Origin of the sequence: Desulfosceptrum tomskiensis (assembly GCF_049818055.1) — a bacterium.
Classification (GTDB): domain Bacteria; phylum Bacillota; class Desulfotomaculia; order Desulfotomaculales; family JASEER01; genus JBFLVT01.
Genome location: NZ_CP187479.1, coordinates 713527 through 737759, shown reverse-complemented (window position 1 = coordinate 737759; position 24233 = coordinate 713527). Strand labels below are relative to the sequence as shown.

At 59.7% G+C, this 24233-nt stretch carries 29 protein-coding genes; 1 reads left to right on the top strand and 28 read right to left on the bottom strand.

Translation table 11 applies throughout. The features are described from left to right. Nucleotides 1-71 precede the first annotated feature (71 nt). The 24 genes from ACPV0M_RS03755 to ACPV0M_RS03640 all read right to left on the bottom strand — a co-directional run bounded on the left by ACPV0M_RS03755 (nucleotide 72) and on the right by ACPV0M_RS03640 (nucleotide 20984). A complete protein-coding gene (locus tag ACPV0M_RS03755; protein ID WP_425621636.1) occupies nucleotides 72-1673 on the bottom strand; it encodes a ribonuclease J in 1602 nt (533 codons plus the stop codon). A 299-nt stretch (nucleotides 1674-1972) separates the two neighbouring features. Then, nucleotides 1973-2857: a 4-hydroxy-tetrahydrodipicolinate synthase gene (gene dapA / locus ACPV0M_RS03750; RefSeq protein WP_425621635.1), complete on the bottom strand. Its 885-nt coding sequence runs from the start codon at nucleotides 2855-2857 to the stop codon at nucleotides 1973-1975. After that, nucleotides 2858-4078, bottom strand: coding sequence for an aspartate kinase (dapG, locus tag ACPV0M_RS03745; protein ID WP_425621634.1), 1221 nt, complete (start codon nucleotides 4076-4078; stop codon nucleotides 2858-2860). Between the two features lie 47 nt (nucleotides 4079-4125). Beyond that, a complete protein-coding gene (locus ACPV0M_RS03740; protein ID WP_425621633.1) occupies nucleotides 4126-5136 on the bottom strand; it encodes an aspartate-semialdehyde dehydrogenase in 1011 nt (336 codons plus the stop codon). A 15-nt stretch (nucleotides 5137-5151) separates the two neighbouring features. Beyond that, nucleotides 5152-5739, bottom strand: coding sequence for a dipicolinate synthase subunit B (locus tag ACPV0M_RS03735; RefSeq protein ID WP_425621632.1), 588 nt, complete (start codon nucleotides 5737-5739; stop codon nucleotides 5152-5154). A 6-nt stretch (nucleotides 5740-5745) separates the two neighbouring features. Continuing rightward, nucleotides 5746-6648, bottom strand: a complete 903-nt coding sequence (gene dpsA, locus ACPV0M_RS03730; protein WP_425621631.1) for a dipicolinate synthase subunit DpsA — start codon at nucleotides 6646-6648, stop codon at nucleotides 5746-5748. Nucleotides 6649-6721: 73 nt separating this feature from the next. Beyond that, nucleotides 6722-7522, bottom strand: coding sequence for a 4-hydroxy-tetrahydrodipicolinate reductase (gene dapB, locus ACPV0M_RS03725; RefSeq protein WP_425621630.1), 801 nt, complete (start codon nucleotides 7520-7522; stop codon nucleotides 6722-6724). A gap of 104 nt (nucleotides 7523-7626) precedes the next feature. After that, a complete protein-coding gene (locus ACPV0M_RS03720; protein WP_425621629.1) occupies nucleotides 7627-7794 on the bottom strand; it encodes a hypothetical protein in 168 nt (55 codons plus the stop codon). Further along, on the bottom strand, nucleotides 7775-8794 hold the full coding sequence (locus ACPV0M_RS03715; protein ID WP_425621628.1) for an SDH family Clp fold serine proteinase: 1020 nt from the start codon (nucleotides 8792-8794) through the stop codon (nucleotides 7775-7777). The genes ACPV0M_RS03720 and ACPV0M_RS03715 overlap by 20 nt, the downstream gene beginning before the upstream one ends. Nucleotides 8795-8948: 154 nt before the next feature. Then, complete coding sequence (locus tag ACPV0M_RS03710; RefSeq protein ID WP_425621627.1) at nucleotides 8949-9218, bottom strand: YlmC/YmxH family sporulation protein; 270 nt, start codon at nucleotides 9216-9218, stop codon at nucleotides 8949-8951. A gap of 14 nt (nucleotides 9219-9232) precedes the next feature. Then, nucleotides 9233-9562 carry a hypothetical protein gene (locus ACPV0M_RS03705; RefSeq protein WP_425621626.1) on the bottom strand — a complete coding sequence of 110 codons (330 nt, stop codon included), beginning with the start codon at nucleotides 9560-9562 and terminating at the stop codon, nucleotides 9233-9235. 135 nt (nucleotides 9563-9697) lie between these two features. Beyond that, the gene (dut, locus tag ACPV0M_RS03700; RefSeq protein WP_425621625.1) at nucleotides 9698-10165 is read right to left on the bottom strand and encodes a dUTP diphosphatase; all 468 of its coding nucleotides are present in this window, start codon (nucleotides 10163-10165) and stop codon (nucleotides 9698-9700) included. A gap of 72 nt (nucleotides 10166-10237) precedes the next feature. Beyond that, nucleotides 10238-11500, bottom strand: coding sequence for a M16 family metallopeptidase (locus ACPV0M_RS03695; RefSeq protein ID WP_425621624.1), 1263 nt, complete (start codon nucleotides 11498-11500; stop codon nucleotides 10238-10240). A gap of 4 nt (nucleotides 11501-11504) precedes the next feature. Further along, nucleotides 11505-12299, bottom strand: a complete 795-nt coding sequence (locus ACPV0M_RS03690; protein ID WP_425621623.1) for a polysaccharide deacetylase family protein — start codon at nucleotides 12297-12299, stop codon at nucleotides 11505-11507. A 141-nt stretch (nucleotides 12300-12440) separates the two neighbouring features. Then, the gene (locus tag ACPV0M_RS03685; RefSeq protein WP_425621622.1) at nucleotides 12441-14696 is read right to left on the bottom strand and encodes a polyribonucleotide nucleotidyltransferase; all 2256 of its coding nucleotides are present in this window, start codon (nucleotides 14694-14696) and stop codon (nucleotides 12441-12443) included. 62 nt (nucleotides 14697-14758) lie between these two features. After that, the gene (rpsO, locus tag ACPV0M_RS03680; RefSeq protein ID WP_425621621.1) at nucleotides 14759-15028 is read right to left on the bottom strand and encodes a 30S ribosomal protein S15; all 270 of its coding nucleotides are present in this window, start codon (nucleotides 15026-15028) and stop codon (nucleotides 14759-14761) included. 85 nt (nucleotides 15029-15113) lie between these two features. Continuing rightward, nucleotides 15114-15338 carry a hypothetical protein gene (locus ACPV0M_RS03675; protein WP_425621620.1) on the bottom strand — a complete coding sequence of 75 codons (225 nt, stop codon included), beginning with the start codon at nucleotides 15336-15338 and terminating at the stop codon, nucleotides 15114-15116. Nucleotides 15339-15357: 19 nt separating this feature from the next. Then, nucleotides 15358-15570 (bottom strand): hypothetical protein, encoded by a 213-nt coding sequence (locus tag ACPV0M_RS03670; RefSeq protein ID WP_425621619.1) that lies wholly within the window; start codon nucleotides 15568-15570, stop codon nucleotides 15358-15360. Between the two features lie 92 nt (nucleotides 15571-15662). Then, nucleotides 15663-16595, bottom strand: coding sequence for a bifunctional riboflavin kinase/FAD synthetase (locus ACPV0M_RS03665; protein WP_425621618.1), 933 nt, complete (start codon nucleotides 16593-16595; stop codon nucleotides 15663-15665). Further along, nucleotides 16596-17528, bottom strand: coding sequence for a tRNA pseudouridine(55) synthase TruB (gene truB, locus ACPV0M_RS03660; RefSeq protein ID WP_425621617.1), 933 nt, complete (start codon nucleotides 17526-17528; stop codon nucleotides 16596-16598). Beyond that, a complete protein-coding gene (locus tag ACPV0M_RS03655) occupies nucleotides 17479-18507 on the bottom strand; it encodes a DHH family phosphoesterase (RefSeq protein WP_425621616.1) in 1029 nt (342 codons plus the stop codon). Before ACPV0M_RS03655 ends, truB begins: the two co-directional genes overlap by 50 nt. Continuing rightward, a complete protein-coding gene (gene rbfA, locus ACPV0M_RS03650) occupies nucleotides 18500-18856 on the bottom strand; it encodes a 30S ribosome-binding factor RbfA (protein ID WP_425621615.1) in 357 nt (118 codons plus the stop codon). Before rbfA ends, ACPV0M_RS03655 begins: the two co-directional genes overlap by 8 nt. 11 nt (nucleotides 18857-18867) lie before the next feature. Further along, on the bottom strand, nucleotides 18868-20835 hold the full coding sequence (gene infB / locus ACPV0M_RS03645) for a translation initiation factor IF-2 (protein ID WP_425621614.1): 1968 nt from the start codon (nucleotides 20833-20835) through the stop codon (nucleotides 18868-18870). Continuing rightward, on the bottom strand, nucleotides 20823-20984 hold the full coding sequence (locus tag ACPV0M_RS03640; protein WP_425622247.1) for a hypothetical protein: 162 nt from the start codon (nucleotides 20982-20984) through the stop codon (nucleotides 20823-20825). The genes infB and ACPV0M_RS03640 overlap by 13 nt, the downstream gene beginning before the upstream one ends. 32 nt (nucleotides 20985-21016) lie before the next feature. On the opposite strand from ACPV0M_RS03640, the gene ACPV0M_RS03635 reads away from it, so the two are divergent. After that, a complete protein-coding gene (locus ACPV0M_RS03635) occupies nucleotides 21017-21445 on the top strand; it encodes a hypothetical protein (protein ID WP_425622246.1) in 429 nt (142 codons plus the stop codon). Between the two features lie 399 nt (nucleotides 21446-21844). Here the strand turns inward: ACPV0M_RS03635 and ACPV0M_RS03630 are convergent, their stop codons facing one another. From ACPV0M_RS03630 to rimP, 4 genes are all read right to left on the bottom strand, one after another. Continuing rightward, nucleotides 21845-22105 (bottom strand): L7Ae/L30e/S12e/Gadd45 family ribosomal protein, encoded by a 261-nt coding sequence (locus ACPV0M_RS03630; protein WP_425621613.1) that lies wholly within the window; start codon nucleotides 22103-22105, stop codon nucleotides 21845-21847. 1 nt (nucleotide 22106) lies between these two features. Then, nucleotides 22107-22418: an RNase P modulator RnpM gene (rnpM, locus tag ACPV0M_RS03625; RefSeq protein WP_425621612.1), complete on the bottom strand. Its 312-nt coding sequence runs from the start codon at nucleotides 22416-22418 to the stop codon at nucleotides 22107-22109. Nucleotides 22419-22569: 151 nt separating this feature from the next. Further along, complete coding sequence (gene nusA, locus ACPV0M_RS03620; RefSeq protein WP_425621611.1) at nucleotides 22570-23643, bottom strand: transcription termination factor NusA; 1074 nt, start codon at nucleotides 23641-23643, stop codon at nucleotides 22570-22572. 24 nt (nucleotides 23644-23667) lie between these two features. Beyond that, nucleotides 23668-24129 carry a ribosome maturation factor RimP gene (rimP, locus tag ACPV0M_RS03615; protein ID WP_425621610.1) on the bottom strand — a complete coding sequence of 154 codons (462 nt, stop codon included), beginning with the start codon at nucleotides 24127-24129 and terminating at the stop codon, nucleotides 23668-23670. Nucleotides 24130-24233: the final 104 nt, after the last annotated feature.

Here is a 24233-nt window from a genome sequence, read left to right as displayed (position 1 = left end):
CCCGGACGGCCCGGCACCCAATTTATACTTAACTACCAACAAGGCCGCATCCCGCGGATGCGGCCTTGTTGTCATTCAATTTCCATGATGATCGGCAGGATCATCGGCCGTCGGCCCGTTTTCTCATACAAGAACTTGCTGAGTGTTTCACGCATCTCCGACTTTAAGACGGACCACTCGCTGATGCCGCGCTTGGTACACTTCTCCAGGGCCTCGCGCACCTTTTCCTTGGCGTCGTCCATTAGCGCCTCGGACTCGCGCACGTAAACGAAGCCGCGCGAGACGATGTCCGGGCCGGCCAGGACCTCTCCCTGGCTCTGGTTGATGGTGACCACGACAATCAGTATGCCGTCAAGCGCGAGCTGCTTGCGGTCGCGCAGGACGATGTTGCCGACGTCGCCCACGCCGAGCCCGTCGACCAGGACCTTTCCCGAAGTCACGCGGCCGGCTATGCGGCCCGCCTTCTTCGTAAACTCCAGCACCTGCCCGTTTTCCGCTACGAAGATGTTTTCGGGGGGGATTTGCAGGCTTTTGGCCAGCTCGGCGTGTTTCTTAAGCATCCGGTATTCTCCATGGACCGGCACAAAGAATTTCGGACGCACAAGGTTAATCATCAACTTGAGTTCTTCCTGGCTGGGATGGCCGGAAACGTGGATACCCGACGTGGACTCGTAATAGACTTCCGCCCCGAGTCTCAACAAATGGTCGATAATCCGGCCGACGAGCTTCTCATTGCCGGGAATCGGCGTAGCCGAGATGATAATGGTGTCGCCGGGGAGGATGTCCACCTGCTTGTGGCTGTCCATAGCCATTCGCGTCAGAGCCGACATAGGCTCGCCCTGGCTCCCGGTGGTCAGCAATACCACCTTGTTGCGGGGCAAGCGGCCGGCTTCCTCGATGTCGACCAGGGTATCGGGAGGGATGTTCAGGTAACCCAATTCAAAGGCCGTGTTGACGACGTTGACCATGCTCCGGCCGACTACCGCTACCTTGCGCCCGTGCCGGTGCGCCGCCATAATCGCCTGCTGCAGGCGGTGCACGTTCGAAGCGAAGGTGGCGACGAGAATGCGTTCCTTGGCCTTCCGAAAAGCGCGGTCAAAGGTCTCCCCGACCACGGACTCGGACATGGTAAAGCCGGGACGTTCCACGTTGGTGCTGTCCGAAAGCAAGACCAGCACACCCTTCTCCCCGAGCTGGGCGAAGCGGTGCAGGTCGATCATCTCCCCGTCGACCGGTGTATGGTCGATCTTGAAGTCGCCGGTATGTACCACCACGCCCAGCGGGGTGTGCAGCGCCAGAGCGACGGCGTCGGGAACGCTGTGCGAGACGCGAATGAACTCCACGCCAAAAGCCCCGATACGAATAGCGTCACGCGGTTTTACGACCCGGAGATCGGCCTGGTCTTCAAACTCCTGCTCGCGCAGTTTTCCGCTCAGCAGGCCGAGGGTCAACTTCGTCCCGTAAACCGGCACATTCAGCTGTTTCAACACGTAGGGGAGAGCGCCGATGTGATCCTCGTGTCCGTGCGTGAGAACGATGCCCCGTACCAGCAACTGGTTTTCGAGAAGATAGGAGACGTCCGGAATCACGATATCGATGCCGAGCATCTCCTCCTCGGGAAACATCAGTCCGCAATCTATGACGACGATATCATTGCCGTAACGGACGGCCATGATATTCTTACCGATCTCACCGAGCCCTCCGAGCGGGATTATTTGCAGTTTTCCATCGCGCGTCTGTCGTACACCTCCTGTTTTACAAAAAAATAAAGAACCCGGTGCCGGTCCGTTCACGAATTCTGAAAACATTGTATATTTTTTGGCCTTAATAGACAAGTATAACCAAAAGAGAAAAACATACCTTAAAGGGATTCGCTCCGCGAATCCCTTCTATCCCGGCGACCTTGACGGCCTACAACCGACGATCAATTATTACTGCCTACCGCCGCTCAATCCGTCGGGATTGAGCCAATTTACAGCAGCCCTGCCGAACACATGAGCTTCCTTAAGGCTTCCTTCTCCTCGTCGTTGGCCTCGACAAGCGGCGGTCGCGGCGGCCCGACCCCCCAGCCCAAGAGATTGAGCGCCGCTTTGATGGGTACGGGGTTCGTGGTGATGAAGATCCCCTTAATCATCGGGTAAAGCTCGCGGTGCAGTTTTGCCGCCCGTCCCACATTGCCGGTGGTAAAGGCGTCACACATCTCCTGGATCTGCCTGCCCATCAGGTGGGCGAGCACGCTGACGACGCCCTTGCACCCCAGAGACAGCAAAGGGAGCGTCATGGAGTCGTCGCCGCTGTAAACGGCGAAGGATTCCGGCAGCAGGCGTAGCAATTCCGTGGCTTGATCCGTGCTGCCCGTCGATTCTTTCAAGGCGATGATGTTCGGGATCTGTGCCAGCCGGGCCACCGTCTGCGGGAGGAGATTGACCCCGGTGCGGGAGGGGATGTTGTACAGCATGATCGGGAGACTGGTCGACTCGGCGACGGCTTTAAAATGCTGGTACAACCCTTCCTGGGAGGGCTTGTTGTAGTAAGGGCATACCAGGAGCAGCGCGTCTACGCCGACCTTCTCCGCGGCCTGGGTCAGGGCGATGCTCTCCTTGGTGGAATAGCTCCCGGTCCCCGCCACGACGACGGCCTTGCCGCCGACCTCTTCCACCACAGCACGGAAAAGCTCGACCTTTTCGTCCTTGCCGAGCGTCGGTGATTCCCCGGTCGTTCCGCAAACGAGCAGGCCGTCGGAGCCGTTCTCCACCAGGTACCTGGCAAGCTTGCGGGCCACAGGCAGGTTAACCTCGAGCGAACGGTCAAAGGGGGTCACCATCGCCGTTAAAACACGCCCAAAATCAAAAGTCAATTATCTCGCCTCCCGAAGATGAAACTTTTCATACAACGCGCGAATAGCCTTCTCCATATCCCGGCGTCTTACGAGCACCCAAATCGTGGTATAGGAATCGGCGGATTGCAAGATCTCGATGCCCTGGTCGGCAAGAGCCTCGACGATGCGGGCCATTACACCCGGCACGCCGGTCATGCCGGCGCCCACAGCGGCAATCTTCGCGCACCCGGCGGTCACCTCCGGGCGGCAGCCCATGTCTTCCAGCGTACGGACCGCTTTACTTACATCCAGGTCCTTCACGGTGAAAGCCACGACGTCGGGATGCACGTTGATCAGGTCCACGCTGACGCCGGCGTCGGCCATTGCGCGGAATACCTGGCGTGCTGTAACTTCCGCCCCCGCGGCCACCTTGATCTGGCTGATGTGCTGTATGTAGGTAATACCCGTGATCAGCCGGTCCGACGTAATGTCAATGCTGCCGTTGAAAACCTCCGCGTGGTTCGTAATCAGCGTCCCCGGCGCATCGCTGAAAGTCGACTTGATCCACAGGGGAATATTTTTTTGCATCGCGATCTCAACAGCGCGGGGATGGATCACCTTGGCGCCTTCCTGGGCCAGCTGGCATATCTCGTTATAGGTAACTTTTTCCAAGGGCTTGGCCTCTGTAACGATGCGCGGGTCGGCGGTCATGACGCCGTCCACGTCGGTGTATATGTCGATAGCCACGGCGTTTAAAGCCACCCCCAGGGCCGCGGCCGTCGTATCGCTGCCTCCCCGGCCGAGCGTGGTGATCTCGCCGTCTTCGGTGACGCCCTGGAAACCGGCCACCACCACGATCTTGCCTTCCTCGGCGGCCTCAATAATCCTTTTGGGCTTAACACGCAGAATCCTGGCCTCGTTGTGATAGGCGTTGGTGATGATGCCGGCCTGCGGACCGCTTAAGAAGACCACGTTTCGTCCGTATTTGCGCAGCGTTGCCGCGACGAGCACGCCAGAAATGATTTCGCCGCACGACATCAGCAGATCCTTATCATGCGGGGTAACGTTATCCCTCAAGTCCTCGGCCAGGCCGAGCAAACTGTCCGTCGAGTACGGATCCCCCTGCCTTCCCATCGCCGAAACGACGACCACCGGACGGTATCCCTGTTCCTCCGCCGCGATGACCTTGGCAGCGGCACGTTCACGGAGCTCGGCGGTACTTAAAGACGTTCCGCCGAACTTCTGCACCAAAAACCTCATCCTCAACCCCTCTCGCCACTTTCCGGGATCTATGGACCGAAAATTCTTTAAACCATCCCGTAAGCGATCAGAATCTCCGCGATCTGGACGGCGTTCGTGGCGGCTCCCTTCCTGAGCTGGTCGGCGACGATGAACATGTTCAAACCGTTGGCCGTGGAGTTATCTTGTCTTATCCTGCCGACGAAAACTTCGTCCCTGTCCGCCGCCAGCACCGGCATCGGGTACTTCTTCGCGGCAGGCTCGTCGTACACGATCACTCCGGGGGCCTGCCCGAGGATGCGACGGGCTTCGTCAGGCAAAAGCGGCTTCCTGGTCTCGATGTTGACGGCTTCCGAATGACAGCGTACGACCGGCACGCGGACCGTCGTGGCCGTGATCCGCAGCGATTCGTCGTGGAATATTTTCCTCGTTTCCTTGACCATCTTCCATTCTTCCTTCGTGTAGTCGAGGTCCTGGAAGACATCGATGTGCGGGATAAGGTTGAAGGCGATCTGGTACGGAAACACCTTCGGTTCGGACCGTTCACCGTTCAAGACGGCCCTTGTCTGTTCCTCCAGTTCGGTAATCGCCGCCGCGCCGGCCCCCGAAACGGCCTGATAGGTAGCGACCACGATCCGTTCGACACCCACAGCGTCGTAGATGGGTTTCAACGGCACCGCCATAATGATCGTGGAACAGTTCGGGTTGGCGATAATACCCTTGTGCCACCTGACATCCTCGGGATTGACCTCCGGAACGACCAGAGGCACCTCCGGATCCATTCGGAAAGCGCTGGAGTTATCGATGACAACCGCGCCTTCCTTAGCCGCCGTACGGGCGAACTCCTTGCTGGCCGCGCCGCCTGCGAACAGGGCGATTTCCACATTCCGAAACGAAGAGTGCGTCGTCTCTTCGACGGTAATCGTCTCACCCCTGAACGCGATCTTTTTCCCGGCTGAACGCGAGGTCGCCAGAAGGCGCAATTCCGAGATCGGGAATTTTCGCTCATCCAGAACCTTCAAGATTTCCTGCCCTACCGCGCCGGTGGCACCCACTACACATACGCTGCGTCCGCCCAACGTACAACCTCCCTCTCAGTTATAAGTCACCAATACAGGCTGCAACTGCCGTCCCTTCAGGGCTTCGGTGACCGTCGGTCCAACCATGTCCATTTTGGCCACGAGTGAATTTGGTTTGCCGGCGGGGTTATCCTGCCCGAAAGGAACGAAGTATACGTTTTTGGTATTCAATAGGGTACCTAAGTTCCGGGCATTCAATCCCAGTCCGTCATTTGTCGAGACCGCGATAACGACGGGACCCCCGTTTCTGAGATGGGCCTTGGCGGCCATCAATACGGGATTGTCCGTTATCCCGTTGGCCAGCTTAGCCAGCGTGTTGCCGGTGCACGGGGCGATCACGACCACGTCGACCAGCTTGTTGGGTCCAAGGGGCTCGACCCCGACGATATCTTTAAGAACGGTATGTCCCGTGAGTTTTTCCAGTCGCGAAAGCCACGAGGCCGCAGTGCCATAGCGGGTGTCAATGGCGGCGACTTCTTGGGTAACGATAGGTATTATTTCGGCTCCTTGCGCCAACAACCCTTCAATTTGTTTGAACACCGCTTCCAAGGTACAGAAGGAACCGGTTATCCCGAAACCGATCCTGAGTCCTTTGTAGCGCATCAACAATCACCTCCCGTCTTCTGCGGAAGCCGGGGGTGACTCGGCGATTACCTTCGCCACAATGCGCGCCAGAATTTGGCCTGCGGTCTTGGGAGCAACCATCCCCGGGAGCGACGGGGCCAGCTCGGCCGTGATGCCCAACTGTTCAGCAGCCTTGAAATCCGTTCCCCCGGGCGCGGAGGCGAGGTCGAGGATATACGTTCCCGGCAAAACGCGCTGCAGGACCGGCCTGTCAAGGACCATCTGCGGAACGGTGTTGAAAATGATCTCCGCCCTGCTGACGGCATCGCCCAGCCTGTCGAAGTCAAACACCTCGCAGCCCATCTCCAGGGCGCGCGCCTGAGCGGCAGGGTTACGGGCCGCCACGGCGGTCATCGCTCCCATGCCTTTAAGAAGCCTGGCCAGCGTTATGCCGGTACGGCCAAAGCCGACGACCAGGGAACGGGACCCGTGAATGGTGATCAATGTCTTGCTCATTGCCATCTGAATCGCGCCCTCCGCGGAGGGAATCGAGTTGAGGATGGCAAAATCATCGCGCTGATTGAGCTCAACTAGTTGCAAACCGTAACGCCTTACTACATCCTTCAGATACAGCTTCGCCAGGATACAGATCACCGGGCAGGTCCGCGGGACCTTCGCAAAAATCCGTTCCGGAATGGCAACCAGTTCCCCGTTCAGGGTGGCTAAAAGCCCTTCCTGGTTGATGCCCGGCAAAGGAACGACAAGGGCATCGGCACTGGCAACCAGTTCCTCAAGGTCTTCAGTCGTTGTAACGTTGGGAACCCCGGAATTGACCGGCAGAAAGGACACTCGTACAAGGGCACCGTACTCCGCAAGCTGGGTAGCCGCATAAGCGCTGCGGGCGTCTCCGCCCAAGATGCTTATCCGCACCCCTCTGATTGATTGCATGGCTACACACCCCCTGGCTATACGACATCATATGAGCTGTTCCAGGGGGCGGTGCTTGTACGGAAACCCGCCTTTATTCGAAGATAAGCTTGTCCAGCCCGTAGACCAAACGGTTTAAGCCCATTACCTTGCGGATACCCAGGATAACCCCGGGCATAAAGGATTCCCGCGAGATGGAGTCGTGCCTGATCGTCAGGGTCTGGCCCTGCCCGCCGAAAACCACCTCTTGATGAGCGACGAGCCCCGGGAGACGAACGCTGTGAACCCGTATGCCCCCGTCGTACTCCCCGCCGCGGGCCCCGGGAATCTTAAGCTCTTCGCGCCCGGCGTTGTGGCGCGAGTCGGCTCTTACCGCCGCAATCATTTCCGCTGTTTTCAGGGCGGTCCCGGAAGGGGCGTCAAGCTTGTGGTCGTGGTGCAGCTCGATAATTTCGACGGCCGGGAAGTAGGACGCCGCCATTTCTGCGAAACGCATCATCAGAATGGCGCCTATCGCAAAATTCGGCGCCACCAGCCCGCCAAGCGAGCGCTCTTCGGCATAAGCCGTCATCCGCTCGAGGTCGCTCCTGCCGATTCCGGTGGTGCCGACAACCGGCCGCACTCCTGCATCGAGAGCGAGCAAGACGTTTTTGACCACGGAGGCGGGAGTAGTGAAGTCCACCATCACGTCCGGGCGCAGGGCGCTTAAACACCGGCCGAGGTCGGGCTCGATTTCTATGCCCACCGGCCCGATGCCGGCCAGCACCCCGCAGTCCTCGCCCGCGTGCGAAACATCAACCGCGCCGACCAAGGTCAAATCCGGCTCGCCGGCAACGGCCTTGACGACCTCCCGGCCCATCCTCCCCGCAGCTCCAGACACGACTACCGTAGGCACAAAAAACAACCACCTTTTGACAGACAAGATTTTTGCTTATTTGTATTACATAAGAAGAAGCTTGTCAAGATCGGTCGTCAGTCAATCGCCATCGGTACTTCGTTTCACTCATTCTCGCGGACGATGATCTGCCTCCCCGCCGCCGGTCCGTACGGCGGCCGGTAATCGGCGGGGATGTAACCGGTAGAATCGCTGAGGACGTAGTACCGTTGTTTGCGGGGATAATTGAAGCGCACAGCAACCGTCCCCTTTTCAGTCGCGTCGTCTTTCATGTCCGGTCCCTCCTCTCGTCATCCGCCAGCCCTGCTGCACGATATTTACGTTGATCTGGGGTCCGTCCGGAAACTCCCGCCGTTCCACCGTCCCGCGGAAAACATACGCGTCCTGCCCGGCTTCCGACTCGATAAACCCTCCGGCAACTTCGAACTCCGCACGGCTCGCCCCGGCCAGCAGCGCCGCCGGATCAAACGGCTCGTCAAGACGCAGCCGGGCGCGGTACTCCTCGTACAGCTCCCACATCAGGCTTTCCATCTCGCCGTCGGGTTTAACGACATTGAGGCCGATCTCCGCGCCGGCCTCTTGACGGGATATCATATGGTTGTGGGCGTAAAGCTTTTGCGTCAGGCTGTCCACGATGTGCTGCACCTGCTCCGGTCCATACCTGTTCCGGGGCATAGCGAGAAGTCTTTTGGCCAGGGAGCGCACCAAATTGTAGTTGCGGTGCACGTTGCCCAAGGCCAGCGGGTGGATGGTTTCGGCCAGCCTGAGAAAAGCCTGCGTGAGAAAAGGCTCCGACCTGACGAGCGCCTCCTCGCGAACCAGGGCCAGATAAGCGTACACGTCCTCAACGTTGACCGGGATCCTTGCCGCCGGGTTAACCGGGTCCTGGGGGTTAAAGGCGTTGACGACGCTGGGGTCAATCGGGCCGAGCTCGGCAAGAGGCGTCATCAGGATCTCGTCGGCACCGAGGCAGAGGAGGGTGCCGGCACTGTAAGCCCTGAAAGGTACCAGCACCGAAAACCGGGGGGCGAATTCCCGGAACAGATGCACCAGCCGCCAGGGGGTGAGCACGTCCCCTCCGCGAGTATAGAGGAAGAGGTCGATCCCCCGGGCAGGGCTTGCCTGGCGCAGGTGCCGGTAAAACACAGGCACGGCGTCCGGCGCGATGCGCGTGCTTACGTTCTCGCGGTCGCCGGTAAAAAAAGTGATGACGGCGGTCTGGCGCAATTCTCCTATTCCGCGGAGGAGTTCAAGACGCCTTTTATAACTCAAGGGGGAGCCTCCAAGGTCTGTTTCCACATAGTATTAGTAGCCGCCGGCGTTCTCAAACAGCCTCTCACCACTCACCTCACACTTACCAAACCGCGGGCGAAGTTTTCAACAGTCCCTGGTGAGCGGGGGCATAAAAAGAAAATAGGCTGGCAAGCTACAAGGCGAACTTTCCCAGGCTGTCCGAGGTATTGTCCAGGTCGACGACGATAACGTCGTTGCCTATCTTGCGGACGGCTTCCCAGGGCACGATAAGCTGCCTCCCTTCAAACCATATGTTTAGGAGATTCGGCTTCCGGGGCAGGACAAGCGACTGGATCTTCCCCGTGCGCGAATCGATGATCAGGTCGGTTTCACCGATCGCGCCAAGGCGGCATCCATTGTAGAGATTGACGATTTCCTTGCCGAAAAGCTCCGACAGCCTCATACCCGCTAGCCTCCCTACCGTATTACGAAGCGACGGTAAAAATACTGGATAAACGCCTGGATGATCGCCAGGCTCAAGGAGAGCGTGGCGACGGGATCGACCTTCATGCCCCCCAGGCTGACCAGCGACGGAACCTCGATCTCAAGAAAGCCGATGAAGAGCTGGAGCGAAAGGTATATACCCCCGCCAACCCCGAGCAAGCCCGTGATAGCGCGGGATAAAGGGGACGGTTCGTTGAGGTCCCAGGACTTGGCCGCTCTGTACACCTGGGGACGACTGCGCTCCCAAATGAAAAAGACACTCAGGAGTATGAAGGCCAGCAAAAGGAATAGAAGGGTTCCCATACTTCCACCCCCTAGGAGACCGTTGAAAAACTGTGCCTGAACCCGATACGTTAACTTTGCAATACTCTCCTAGATAATGTCTATGGGACAGGTTGTGGAAATATGTCCACCCTTCATCCGAAAAAAATAGCCGTATTAAATGCCCGTAGAACCAAAGCCGCCGGCGCCGCGCCCGCTGGGCGACAGTTCTTCGACCCACTCCAATGCCGGCTTGACCAGCGATACAACCAGAAGCTGCGCGATCCGGTCGCCGGTCTTGACGGTGAAAGGTTCCTTTCCCAGGTTGATCAGCGGGCAAACGATCTCGCCGCGGTAATCCGCATCAATTACGCCTACGGCATTGGCCAGCGTAACGCCGTGTTTGGCCGCCAGGCCGCTGCGCGGGAAGACCAGGGCAACCAGCAACTCGGAAGGCAGCTCGATGGCTATGCCGGTCGGTATTCCGACGATCTCCCCCGGTGCCAGGGTTACCGGATTACTGATGCAAGCCGGCAAATCCAGGCCGGCCGAACCGCTGGTGGCGCAGCGGGGCTCGGGCACGCTCCCGCCGATGAGCGGGCACACCTTCTTTACTTTAACGCGGCAGTCAGATTTAATCTCCATGTCACCCTCCCGTTGCTGTAATTAAAAAGGAGTGGCGGGGCGCCACTCCGTCGCAGCGATTACGCTCAGGCTTTATAAAAGCCTCCCAAGCGCCTCCTGCCAGAACCGGCCGTCCTCCCAGGCGCCCACCGAGGCCAGGCAAAAGGCGTCAGGCCGCAGCAGCTTACGGGCGAGGTCCTGCACCTGTTCGGCGGTCACCGCCTCCACCTTCCGCACGACTTCATCCGGCGGCACGATCTTGCCCAGGTAGAGCTCCGATTTCCCCAGCCTGGTCAGCCGCGTATTCACGCTTTCGAGGTTGAGCAGGAAATTTCCCTTGATCTGGTCCTTCGCCCTTTTCAGCTCGTCCCGGTCGACGGGCTCCCGCCTGAGCTTGTCGATTTCGGCCATAACCAGCTCCAGCACCGTGTTGACGTTGTGGCCGGACAGCGCGCAGTAGATGCAGAAGACACCGGTATCGTGATACGAGCTGTGATAGGAATAGATGTTGTACACCAAACCGCGGTCCTCGCGGATCTGCTGGAAAAGCCGCGAGCTGATGCCCCCGCCGAGAACGGTGTTGAGCACCTGAATCTGATAAATTCTCTCGTCGCCGAACGGCAAGCCCTGCGTCCCCAGTACCAGGTGCACCTGCTCGGTATCCTTGGCCTTGAAGTTTACGGTCGGACAAGGCGTGGGGGTATCCAGCCGCCTGACCCGCGCCGCCGCCGGCAGGTTCCCGAACGTCCCTTGAAGCTGCTCCACGACGTCCTCGTGCCTGATGTTGCCGGCGGCCGCGATCACTATCCCGCCGTCCAGGTAGTGATCGCGGTAGAAAGCGAGCAGGTCTTCGCGGCACATATCTTTGACCACGCCGGCGTTGCCGATGACCGGCCTGCCGAGAACGTGACCCATCCAAAGGGTGCTGGCGAACACGTCGTGCACAAGTTCGTCGGGGGCGTCCTCGTACATCTTGATTTCTTCCACGATAACGTTCTTTTCCCGCTCGACGTCCTCTTCCCTGAAGCTGGAGTTGAAGAGCATATCGGTCAAGACGTCGACGGCAAGCCCGAAATGCTCGTCCAAAATTCTGGCGTAATAGCAGGTGTATTCCTTGGTGGTAAAGGCGTTAAGCTGGCCGCCGACCGCATCGAGCGCCTCGGCGATGTCCTTGGCGGTCCGCTTGCCCGTCCCCTTGAACATCATGTGCTCGATGAAGTGCGACGCGCCGTTCAACCTTTCGTTTTCGTCCCTCGACCCGACGTCGACCCAGATCCCCACAGCGGCCGAGCGAACGTAGGGGATCTCCTCGGTGAGAATGCGCACCCCGTTCGCGAGGGTCACCTTTCTTACCATACTTCTACCTCCACGCCAACAATTCGCGTCGTTCCATGAAAATCCTGCAGTCGGCTCCACGCTTTACAGCATATCCCAAATACGCTCCTACAATTAACAAAGGACCTGCATTGTCAGGTCCTTTGCCTTGTTCAAGCAGTTCCGAAACCGTCCTCACCTCGTAACCCTGCATCCTAAGTTCGTCGATGAGGTCGGGGAGCGCCGCCGCCGTCGCCGCCGTCGGATGCATCAGGACGATCCCGCCGGGGTGGATTTTGCGGGTTACGCGTTTTATGATGGCCCTTTGATCCCTGTATTTCCAGTCAACCGAATCTACGCTCCAGAGGATCGTCTTATACCCCAGCTGTTCGGCGGCCAGGAGAACGGCGTTTCCCCGTTCCCCATACGGGGGGGCGTACAGGCGGGGCTTAACCCCCAGGATGTCCTGGAGCACCTCTTCCGCCTTTTGGATATCACGCATATTGCCGTCAACGGACAGGTGATCGGGGTGGGGGTGCGCGTAGCCATGACTGCCGATTTCGTGTCCGGCAGCGGCCATTTGCTTCACGAGGTCGGGAAACTTCGCCGCCCAACGGCCGGTGACAAAAAAGGTCAGTTTAACGTTTTTAAGCTTGCATGTTTCCAGTACCGCCGGCAGGTACTCCTCTCCCCAGTCCACGTTTATGGTCAGGGCGACGCGCTTCCCGTCTTCGGGACCGTTATAGATCGGTTCCGCAACCGTCGGGACGGCGGCCCTTTCCAGGCTCATCAGGTATCCGCCGATCAAGGGGACCACCACGGCAACCACTAGCAGAACCATCTTCCTGCCGCTGAAAAAATACGCTCGCAAGTCCTTCACCTCATGTGATGACTATGCGGGCGCCCCGGCAAATTTGCTATCAAAACAAACAACCCCCGTCAGGGGTTGTCGTAAAATTTGTTCTGCTCAGCCGTCGCCGGCTTAGCTGGAGCGGCCGCCGCCCCCGAAGCGGGAACGCGGCCTCCGGCCGCCGCGGTCGCGGTCGCCGGATTCGCCGCGCTCGGGCAGCGCAGCGTCCTTGACCCCTTTGTAAGTCGCCAGTTCCTCGGGAGTCATCGCTTCTTTCCTGGACAGCTTCAGGCGGCCTTGAGGGTCGTAGCCGATGGCCTTGACCAGGATCTGGTCGCCTTCCTTGACGACATCCTCGACAGCCCGCACCCGGACCGGCGCCAGCTGCGAAATGTGCACAAGGCCGTCCTTGCCGGACATGCCAAAAACGCCGGGAATAACCTCCACGAACGCGCCGAAATCCATGACCTTGACCACGCGACCAAGGTAAACCTTGCCTATCTCCACCTCGGCCGTAATAGCGTTGATCAGGGAAAGCGCTTTTTCGGCCGCCTCGCGGTTGGGAGCGGTAATAAAGCACCGCCCGTCGTCCTCGATGTCGATATCGGCGCCTGTCTCCTCGGTGATCTTGCGAATGACTTTACCTCCGGGACCGATGACTTCCCTTATCTTGTCGGGGTCGATAACGGTATGCAGGACCCGCGGCGCATACGGCGACAGTTCGGGCCTGGGCGCGGGCAGAAGCTCTTCGATCTTGTCTAGGATGAACATCCGCGCATCTCTGGCTTGGGCGAGCGCCCTGCCCAGGATCTCGGTGTTGACTCCGGCGATCTTGATGTCCATCTGCAGCGCGGTAATGCCTTTGCGCGTGCCGGCCACCTTGAAGTCCATGTCGCCCAGGTGGTCCTCGATCCCCTGGATATCGGTAAGGATCGTGAAGTCATCGCCTTCCTTGATGAGGCCCATGGCGATACCGGCCACCGGCGCCTTCACGGGCACGCCGGCGTCCAGCAGCGCCAGGGTCGAACCGCAGACGCTGCCCATGGACGTCGAGCCGTTCGAGGAGAGGACCTCGCTGACGATGCGGATGGTGTAAGGGAACTTGTCCTCCGGCGGGATAACCGCCTCGATCGCCCTTTCAGCCAGGGCCCCGTGACCGATCTCGCGCCGCCCGGGGGACCGTATCGGGCGCGTTTCCCCGGTGGAGTAGGAAGGGAAGTTGTAGTGGTGCATAAACCGCTTGCTTTCCTCGGCCTCGAGGTTGTCCAGAATCTGCTCGTCGCTGATGGCACCCAGCGTGACGACCGAGAGAACCTGCGTCTGTCCCCGTTGGAACAGACCGGAGCCGTGCGTCCGGGGCAGGATGCCAGCCTCGACGCTGATCGCCCTGATCTCGTCGAGGGCGCGCCCGTCGATGCGGACTTTCTCCCTGGCGATCAGCTCCCTGACCACTTCTTTTTCGGTTGCGTCGACGATCTCCTTGATCGCGGCCTCCTGCTCGGGGAAAGTCTCCAGGGCCGCGGTCACCAGCTCTTTGATCACGTTTTCCAGATATTCCTCGCGCGGCTTTTTCTCCAGGCGGTTGTCCTTACAGTAAAGCACGGCCTCGCGGAGCTTTTGCCTGGCGTTCTCTTTAACCGCGGCGACCAGCTCGGGGGCCGGCTCTACGGGGGAAACCTCTTCCTTTTCCTTGGCCAGGCCCAGGGCCAGGCACTCGGCGCGCAGTTCGTTGACAAACCGCACGATCTTTTTGATTTCCCCGTGGGCGAGCTCGATCGCCTCGATGATCACGTCCTCGGGGACTTCATTCGCGCCGGCTTCGACCATATTCACGGCCGTCTCGGTGCCGGCCACGACGAGGTGCAGGTCGCTCTTGCCGGACTGCTCCAGGGTAGGATTGACGACCAGCCGCCCGTCCACCCGGCCGATGATCACCCCGCCTATGGGGCCGTTGAACGGGATGTCGGAGATCATCAAAGCGCAAGACGTCCCGAACATCGCTGTAATCACGGGCGCGCAGTCCTGGTCGACCGACATCACGGTGGCCACAACGTGCACGTCTTTGCGCAGCTGCTTGGGAAACAAGGGACGGATGGAACGGTCGATCAGGCGCGCGTTCAGAATGGCCTTTTCACCGGGGCGTCCCTCGCGCTTCATGAAGCTGCCGGGTATACGACCCACAGCGTAATGGCGTTCCTCGTAGTCAACCATCAGGGGGAAGAAATCAAGGCCTTCCCGCAACTGGGCGGCCGTGGTGGCAACCAGAACCACCGTATCTCCGTAGCGCGCCAGGGCCGACCCGCTGGCCTGACCCGCCATCCGGCCGATCTCCACACTCAGTTCGCGGCCGCCGATTTCTATGCTGCGTCTTATATATTGTTGCGACATGAAATCCTTTTCCCTCCACATTTCGTCTGCGGTGATAGCAAAAAAGGGGGGTATAGTCCCCCTTATTTACGCAAGCCGAGTTTTTCTACAATGGCACGGTACCTGGCAAAATCGTTTTCTTTCAGGTAGTTCAGCAAGGCCCGGCGCTGCCCGACCATCTTCAGGAGCCCTCTGCGGGAGTGAAAGTCTTTCTTGTGTTCCTTGAGGTGCTCGCTTAAAGAGTTGATGCGCTCGGTCAGGATGGCCACCTGCACCTCGGGCGATCCCGTGTCATTCTCGTGAATCCTGAATTTGCTGATAATCTCCTGCTTACGATTGGGGTTGAGAGCCAACGAAAAACACCTCCACAGATTATGCTTTGAATCGCTGCAAGCCAAGCGTGACGTCGGAGGTACGCTCACCCTAGCATGCAGTTCATCACTTCCCGATAATGGTGATCACCAGGCGGCCGGTGGGAATGTCCTTCACGACCATATCGAATACCCGTCCCGAACGCGCGGTAAAACCGCGAAACCTTGTCGCCGCGACGATCGTGCCGGGAATGGACCTGGCCGCCGACACAATATCAGCAATGCTTATATCCTGCTGGCGCATTTCTTTCAGGCGCTTGCGGGCGTGTTCCGTAATGATAACGCGCGTCATTGTTCACTCTTGACGCGCGTCATTGTTCACTCTTGGCCGCTTTTTCGGCAAGAAAGGCGAACAACGCGTCGCTGAAGGCCGCCAGATGCGCTTGTTCGATATCGGCCGCCCGGTATAACCCCTCCAGCTCATCCCTCAACTGCCTGAAGTCGTCGCTAAGGCAGATCATCGCTATGTGCTCGGCCCACTTCTTCATCTCTGCCTCGGGCAGTTTGAGAAGCGCGTCGTTCATAGTTGCAGCCCACCTTTACACCCGCCTTATTTTAGCATAGTCAAAAGCAGATGTAAACGTCATCCAACTTCCTTGGTGAACGGACGGCTTTTTTAATCAATATTGACCGCCCGGGCGGCACGGATATCATCTTCAATTTGCCGGATCAAATCCTGCACGCTGGCGAATTTCTTTTCGTCGCGCAGGCGCCGCTGAAAAAGAATCCTAATCGGCACCCCGTACAGGTCGCCCTGGAAATCAAAAAGGTGGACTTCAATGTTTCTGCTGTTATTGTTGTCCTTAAATGTCGGGCGCAAACCCACGTTGGCCACACCCAAGTAGGTTTCGCCGTCGAGTTGAACCTTGACCGCGTAAACGCCGTTCGGCGGGGTCAACAGGCTTTCGGTCAGCTCCAGGTTCGCCGTAGGGAAACCAAGGCTGCGGCCCCGCCTGTCGCCCTGGACAACGACCCCTTCAACAAACGGGTGGTACCCCAGCAGCTTCCGGGCCTCCTCGATACGGCCCGCAAAAAGCTCTTCGCGGATCAGGGTGCTGGAGACAACACGCCCGTCGATGCTTACCGGAGGGATAACATGCACTTCGAAACCGTGCAGGGCCCCGAGTTTCTTCAAAGTCTCCGGCGTGCCCTTTCCTTTGTAGCCAAAGGTGTAGTTGTAACCGACGAAGACCGCCTTGACGCTCAGTTCCCGAACCAGTACCCTGGCCACGAATTCCTCCGGCAAAAGCCTGGCGAAGTCGAGCGTAAACGGTACGGCGAGCAAGAGCTCGACGCCGAGGCGCGCAATCAGACGCTCCTTGGCCTGCGGCGAAAGCAGCATGGGAGGCGCCGCTTCCGGTCGGAGAACGGCGAGCGGGTGAGGGTTGAAGGTGAATATGGCCGGCGTGCAGCCGCTGGTCTGCGCTTTTTTGACCACGTCGGCGATCAGTTCCTGGTGCCCGCGATGCACGCCGTCAAAATTCCCCAGGCCAAGCATGATCCGCGGGTATTCGGTTTTGAGACCGTGAAACACGGTTCTTACATCCACCTACGGCGCCTCCCCGTCGTCCTGTCTCGCCCAGACCCATACGGGCCGAAAAGAAACTGGCTCGGTCTCGCAGCATTCGGCCACGGCTAAAAGCCCGCGATCATCCACCAGTCTTACGAATCCTTGCAGTTTTTCAGGCATTGAAGTTACGCCCGCCGCGAAGAGCCTTCTCCCCGAAAGGACAGCGGCCCTGGCGCTCGGCCTGACAACGACGCCCGGCAAAAAGGCCAGCGCTTCGTCCACAGCGATGAGTCTTTGTTTTAGTCTGCCCGCGGCGGCTGAAAACCTCACCTCTCCAAGCGTCAGAGAAGACTGAAGGTCAAAACTGCCAACCGAGGTGCGCAAAAGGAAAGAAAGACACGCACCTTTTCCCAGACGGCGCCCGGCCTCGTGGCACAGCGTACGGACGTAAGTTCCCTTGGAACAGTGCACATCGAACAAGGCACGGGGATGGCTTGTCCCCAGGCCGGCAAGGTGTACGGGCTTGATTGCATACACCTCGATGGCCCTCGGCTCGCGCTCCACTTCCAGGCCCTCGCGGGCGATTTCGTACAGCTTTCTGCCGCCCTGTTTTACGGCGGAAATCATGGGCGGAACCTGCATCTGCCTGCCTTCCAGGCTTTTGAGGGCGGCAAGAATCTCTTCCGCGCTCAGCGAGGAAGCATCATCGCGGGAGGTGATTTTTCCGAAAGCGTCTTGCGTGTCAGTTGTAAGGCCGAAGGTGACTTCGGCACGGTAGGTCTTATCGTTGGCGCTGAGAAACCGTATGCTTCTGGTCGCCCTGCCCAGGCAGATTACCAGGACCCCGCAGGCGCCGGGGTCAAGCGTCCCGCTGTGACCGACTTTCTTTAAACCGCTCTGACGCCGGACAAAGCTGACAACGTCATGTGAGGTCATCCCCGGGGGTTTTAGGATATTTAGAATACCGTCCATGCAAACCCTCTCTTGCCGCCGCAACGGCAGCGTCAACCAGGCGTTGTTCAACTTCCTCGTAGGGGCCCTCGACCGAGCATCCCGACGCCCGGGGGTGGCCGCCCCCGCCGAAGAGCTGGGCCAGCTTACTGACGTCGACCGCGCGCTTGGAGCGGAAACCCACCTTGTACCGGTCGGGCCCTGTCTCCCGAAAGAAGAGGGCGATTTCGACGCCTTCGATCACGCGCGCGTAATTGATCAGGCCCTCCGCTTCGTCGTCGGTTGCTCCAGCTTCTCTTTCCATGCGGCGCGTCATTCTCATCCAGGCCACCGTTCCGCATGGACTGACCTTCAGCGTACCCAGGACGGCATGCAGCAAACGCAGCGAAGACAGCGGCTTTTCGTCGTAGATCAGCGTGCTGACCTCCGAGGGCGACAGGCCGCACTCGATCAGCCGGGCTACGCGGCGATGGGTCCCCGCGGTGGTGTTGTCGTAGCGGAAGGACCCGGTGTCGGTGGAGATCGCCGTATATAAACAGGTGGCGATATCCAGGCTCAACGGGACCCCCAGCAGCTCTCCCAGGTCGAAGACGATTTCCCCCACCGCCGAAGCCTTGGGGTCGATGTAATTGTAGTCGCCGTAAGGAGGCGTCGACGCATGGTGATCCAGGTTTAAGACAGCGGGCCCCGGCTTGTCGAGAAGTACCCTCAACGACTCGCCTGTTCTTTCCGGAACCGAACAGTCGAGCACGACAAAAAGGTCGTACTCCCCGGCCGGCACCCGGCCGATGACGAACTTGTCCGATCCCGGCAGGAAGGTGTATGTCGACGGGATAGGGTCGTTGCTGACAAGAGTAACCCTCTTGCCCAGGTGCTCGAGCATCAACCCCAGGGCGGCCGTCGAGCCCACGGAATCCCCGTCGGGCATAACGTGCCCGGCCAGAATCACGCTGTGCGCCTTGAGCAGTATGTCTGCTATTTCCCGCAGGCTTTTATTCATTACGCCCGGGCCTCTCCCTTTTCAGCTCGTCCAAAAGGGCGCTGAGGCGCATCCCTTCGCTTATGGAATGATCCAGCTTAAAGGTCAGTTCCGGAGTGTGCCGCAGCCTGATGCGCCGGCCGAGTTCGGTCCGCAAGTAACCCTGGGCCTTGTTCAGGACCTGCATGCACTGGGACTGCTGCTCCTCCGGCCCGAAGACGCTGACGAAAACCTTAACGTGCCTGAGGTCCAGAGAGACCTCGGCTCCGGTTACGGTGATAAACCCAAGGCGCGGGTCCTTCATCTGTTTCAGCAGGTCGGACAGCTCTTCCTTGACAACTTCAGCCAGGCGCTCCGGCCGGTAGCCCATCGCGGCACCTCCTAAAGCTCGCGCTTAATCATTTCGGTGGTGAAGAATTCAAGTTCGTCGCCTTCATGAATGTCGTTGTAGTTTTCCAGCGTCAGTCCGCACTCGTAACCCTGCGCCACTTCCTTGACGTCATCCTTGAAGCGCTTCAACGATGATAGCTTGCCCTGATGGATGACCACTCCATCACGAATCAGCCGCACGTTGGCGTCCCGTGTTATCTTGCCCTCGGTCACGTAGCATCCGGCGATATTGCCCAGCTTGGAGGCGTGGAACACCTTGCGGATCTCGGCGTGGCCCAGCACGACCTCGCGGTATTCGGGCTCGAGCAGGCCGGAAAGAGCGGCGCGAACATCGTTGATCGCGTCGTAAATAACCTGGTAGAGCCTGATTTCGACCTTTTCCCGTTCCGCAGCGCGGCGGGCATTAACGTCGGGCCTGACGTTGAACCCGATGATGATGGCATTCGAGGCCGACGCGAGAAGGATATCGGTTTCCCTGATCGCGCCCACTCCCTGGTGGATCAGGTGCACCTTCACTTCTTCCGTGCTCAGGCGTTCGAGGGCCTGGGCCAGAGCCTCCACAGAACCCTGGACGTCGGCCTTGAGAATAAGCGGCAGTTCCCTAACCTCGCCTTCCTGGATGCGCTTGAAGACGTCCTCCAGGCTGATCCGCCCGACGGCTTTGAGCTCTTCCTGGCGCTTTTTGGCCTGCCGTTTTATGGCGATCTGGCGGGCCACCCTCTCATCCTCGACGACGAAGAAGGTATCGCCGGCCGCCGGCACCTCGGAAAAACCAAGTATTTCAACGGGCATCGAGGGACCGGCCTTCTTGACCGAACGGCCCTTATGGTCGATCATCGCCCGCACCCTGGCAAATACCGGACCGGCAACAATGGCGTCGCCCGTCCGCAGCGTTCCGTTCTGTACCAGGACGGTAGCCACCGGACCGCGCCCCTTATCCAGTTTCGACTCCACGATCGTTCCCCGGGCCAACCGCTTCGGATTGGCCTTGAACTCGCTCATTTCCGCGACCAGGAGCACCATTTCCAGAAGTTCTTCGAGGCCCTGGTGCTTGAGGGCGGACACCGGGGCGGCGATAACGTCTCCGCCCCACTCCTCGACGACGAGCCCGTGCTCGGTAAGCTGCTGCTTGATGCGCTCGGGGTTCGCCTCCGGCTTGTCGATCTTGTTGATCGCGACGATGATCGGCACCCCCGCCGCCTTGGCGTGGTTAATGGCCTCCACGGTTTGCGGCATAACGCCGTCGTCGGCCGCCACGACAAGAATGGCCACGTCGGTAACCCGGGCGCCGCGCGCGCGCATCGCCGTAAAGGCCTCGTGTCCCGGGGTATCGAGGAAGGTTATCTTCTTGCCCTTATGCTGAACCTGGTAAGCCCCGATATGCTGCGTAATGCCGCCGTGCTCGGTGGCGGTCACATTGGCGTTGCGAATAGCGTCAAGCAGCGAGGTCTTACCGTGGTCCACGTGCCCCATAACCGTCACCACGGGAGGCCTGGGCTCCAGGTCGCCGGGATCGTCCTCCTGTTCCTGGACGAGCTGAACTTCCTCGATGTCTTCCTCTTTCTTGATCTCCACCGGGTAGCCCATCTCGCTGGCCACGATGGAAGCCGTATCGATGTCTATCTCCTGATTGATGGTCGCCATGACGCCAAGCATCATCAGTTCCTTGATGACGTCGGCCGCCTTGACGCTCATCTTCTCGGCAAGGTCCTTAACAGTCAACGCATCGGTCAAAACCACCGTACGTTTCTCGACCGGGGGCCTCTCCATACGCGCGGGGCGACGGCCGCGCGGCAGGAGCTTGGCCTCGCTGATCGACGGCTTGCGTTCATCCCACCGCTTTTCGCGAGGGCCACGCTCCTTGTTCGCCGCCAGGCGCTGCTGGGCAGCTCCCTTGTCGGGCTTCGCCTCGACAACCTGTGTCGGCGGTTTGGGAATAGCCTTGTTCAGGTCGAGCACGCGGCCTGGGCGGCCTGCCGCCGGCCGGGGACCGGCCGGTCGGGGGCCTCCGGGACGCGGGCCTCCGGCATACCCGCCACCCGGACGGGGACCCGGGCCCTGGACGCCACGGAACCCCGCGCCCTGGTCGCGGGCTGGCGGACGCCCATCGGGCCGGGCTCCCGCCTGTTGATGATGCGGCATGCCGCCGCCGGGGCGCGTCCCTACGCTGCGGTTGTCGCGGGGCGGCTGCTGGCCCTGGAAAGGCGGCCTCGGCGCCCCGCCGGGGCCGCCGGCCTCCCCTGATACGGGGACGGCCCGGTACGGCTTTGCCTTCCTGCCTGGCGGGCGGAGCGGGCCGGGGAGACGGGGCCGGCCCCGCCGGGCCTCGCGCGGCCTTGGTCCCGGCCTCGGTTGCCGCCGGCGGTGCCGTCTTGGCCGTCTCTTCGCGCCCCGGCGGGCGGGCCGGAGCCTCGCCGGGCGCCTGAACGCCGGGAGCGGGCTCGCGAGCCGGCTCTTCGGGCCTCTTCTCCGTAAGGAATGGCACCGGAGGCTTGATATTGCCGGGCAGGTTCAGCGGCCTTTCCATAAATCTCCGGTCGGGTGGTCGCTGTGGCACATTATCGACTAGACCTGGTCCATACTGGCTAAGGCGGACAGGGCGGGGCTTGGGCGCCGTCCCGGGAGCAGCGGGCCCGGGAGCAGCAGGCTCAGGCTGGGCCTTCCGCGCTCCGGCATCGGGCGGCGGGGCACCGGCCTCGGCACCCGGGCCGGCAGCCTGTTTCTTCGAAGGCTGCCTGCTCTCTTTGCGCCGCGCATCGGCGCCCTCTTTTGCGGCCGGTCTGCCCAGATGCCTGCCCACAGCGGCGATTTGCGCGTCATCCAGGGTACTCAAGGGTGATTTCACGCTGATACCCAGCCCGCTGAGAACATTCATCAGTTCCTTGCTCTCAAGACCCAGCTCCTTAGCAACTTCGTGTACTCTCTTTTTGCCCACCGAACCACCTCCAAATTACCGGGACACCAGGGCCTAGTCTTCCGGTTGCGTTAATAGGCTGAGAATCCTTTTCGTCAAATTATCGTCAAGCAGGGCAAGCACCGCTCTCGGCGATTTGCCGACGGCCGCGCCCAGCTCTCCTTTTTGTCCGTAAACGACGCAGGGAACACCGAACCGCCTGGCCAGCGCGACAAAATCGTCGCGCGTGCTGGGGGCCGCGTCGCCCGCGATAATGACCAATTTGGCCTGGCGCCGCTCCAGCTTGGCCCGCACGCCTTCGTCACCCGAAACCACGCTACGGGCTCTTTGCCCCAGGCCCAGCAGTTTGAATACCGAGTTCACGCCCTTCAATCGCCTCCCGGACCCGAAGTAATACCTCTTGGCCGATATTGCACTGCAAAGCCTTGGCCAGCCTCCTGGCATGGACGGCGGCGTCGAAGCAGCGGGCGTTCGGGCAGATGTAGGCGCCGCGCCCGGCCCGCTTCCCTGTCAAGTCGAGTTCTATATTTCCCTCAGGCGTCCTGACAACGCGTATTAACTCCCGTTTGGCCTTCATCTCCTGGCAGCCGACGCATTTGCGCAGAGGGACCTTCTTAACGCGCGCCACCTTAACCCCCCATTCAATCAAGAAGTGGGATGTGGGAAGTCGGATGTGAGGGTTTAGGGTGGAATTCGCGAAAGCGAATCCCTTCGAGTACTCACCTCTGACATCTCGCCTCTCGCTTCCCATGTGTCAGACTACGTTTTTCAACGATCCTTTAGATTTCGTAGCCTTGGGATAGGTACTCCTGATATATCTCGGCCATCTGGCTCTCGCTCTTGATGTCGATCTTCCACCCCGTCAGCTTGGCGGCCAGGCGCGCGTTCTGTCCTTCCTTGCCTATCGCCAGCGAAAGCTGATAATCAGGAACGATGACGCGGGCTATCTTTTCGTCTTCCCAAACCTCGACGGCGATCACCTTGGCCGGGCTTAAGGACGCGGCAACGAATTTTGAAGGATCGGAATACCATCGCACTACGTCGATTTTCTCTCCGTTCAACTCGTTGACGATGGCCTGGACCCGCACGCCCTTGGGACCGACGCAGGCGCCTACGGGGTCGATGTTCTCGTCGCTCGAATAGACGGCGATCTTGGACCGGATCCCCGCCTCGCGGGCAATCGCCTTAAGCTCGACGATACCCTCGTGCAGTTCCGGCACTTCAATCTCAAACAGCCGCTTCAAAAGACCCGGATGGGTCCGCGACACGACAATCAACGGGCCCTTGCTGGTCTTCTTGACCTCCACGATGTAGGTCTTGATCCTTTGCCCCGGCCGGTAGATCTCTCCCGGAATCTGCTCGTTGGGGGTGAGTACGGCCTCGGCCTTGCCCAGCTCAATATAGCAGGTGCGTTGCTCGATACGCTGAATCGTTCCGGTAACGACGTCGCCCTCGCGATTGGAAAACTCCTCGAAGACGATATTACGCTCGGCCTCGCGAATGCGCTGAACCACAACCTGCTTGGCGGTTTGTGCCGCGATCCGCCCGAAGTTGCGGGGCGTGATTTCGGTTTCCACCACGTCGTCCAATTCATAGGCCGGATTGATCTTTCTCGCTTCTTCCAGGCTGATCTGCTGCCCGGGGTCTTCTACTTTTTCGACGACGGTGCGCTTGGCAAAGACCTTGACATCGCCCGTATGGCGGTCGATGTGCACCCTGGCATTCGTCGAAGAGCCGAAATTACGCTTGAAAGCTGACAGAAGCGCTGCTTCGATCGCTTCCAGCAAAACGTCGACAGCGATGGCCCTTTCTTTTTCCAGGTCGCGCAGAGCCGCTAGGAACTCAGTGTTCATGTGGCACCCTCCATACGTAACCCCCTATAGTTCAAGGGCCAGACGCGCGCTGGCGATAGAACTCCAAGGGATGATAATCTCTTCCTTGCCGGTGTCGAGGAGAACGCCGTCATCGTGACTGGCCTTGATACGTCCCAAAAACCGCTTGCGCCCGTTGATCGGCGCGAACGTCTTGATGTTGGCCAGACGGCCCTCGAATCGCACGTAATCCTCCCTCTTTTTCAGCGGCCTCTCCAACCCCGGAGAGGATACCTCCAAAAAGTAGGCGTGCGGTATGATGTCGACCTCGTCAAGGACCTTGTCAAGCTTTTCCGATAAGCCCTGACAATCAACAAGCCCGACTCCGCCGGGCTTGTCAATAAAAAGACGGAGGTACCATTGCCCTCCCTCTTTCACGTACTCGACGTCCACGAGTTCCACACCCTGAGCTTTTGCCAGCGGGGCAGCCAGCTCCTCCACCCTGGCCGCTACCTTATTGACGGTCACCTAAATCCTCCTCGTTCTCAACAAGTATTAAGACGAAGGAGTGGGGTCAACCCACTCCTTCGGAAAACTCCTCGCAATCCAAATCAAGGTAAGTATACCACAGC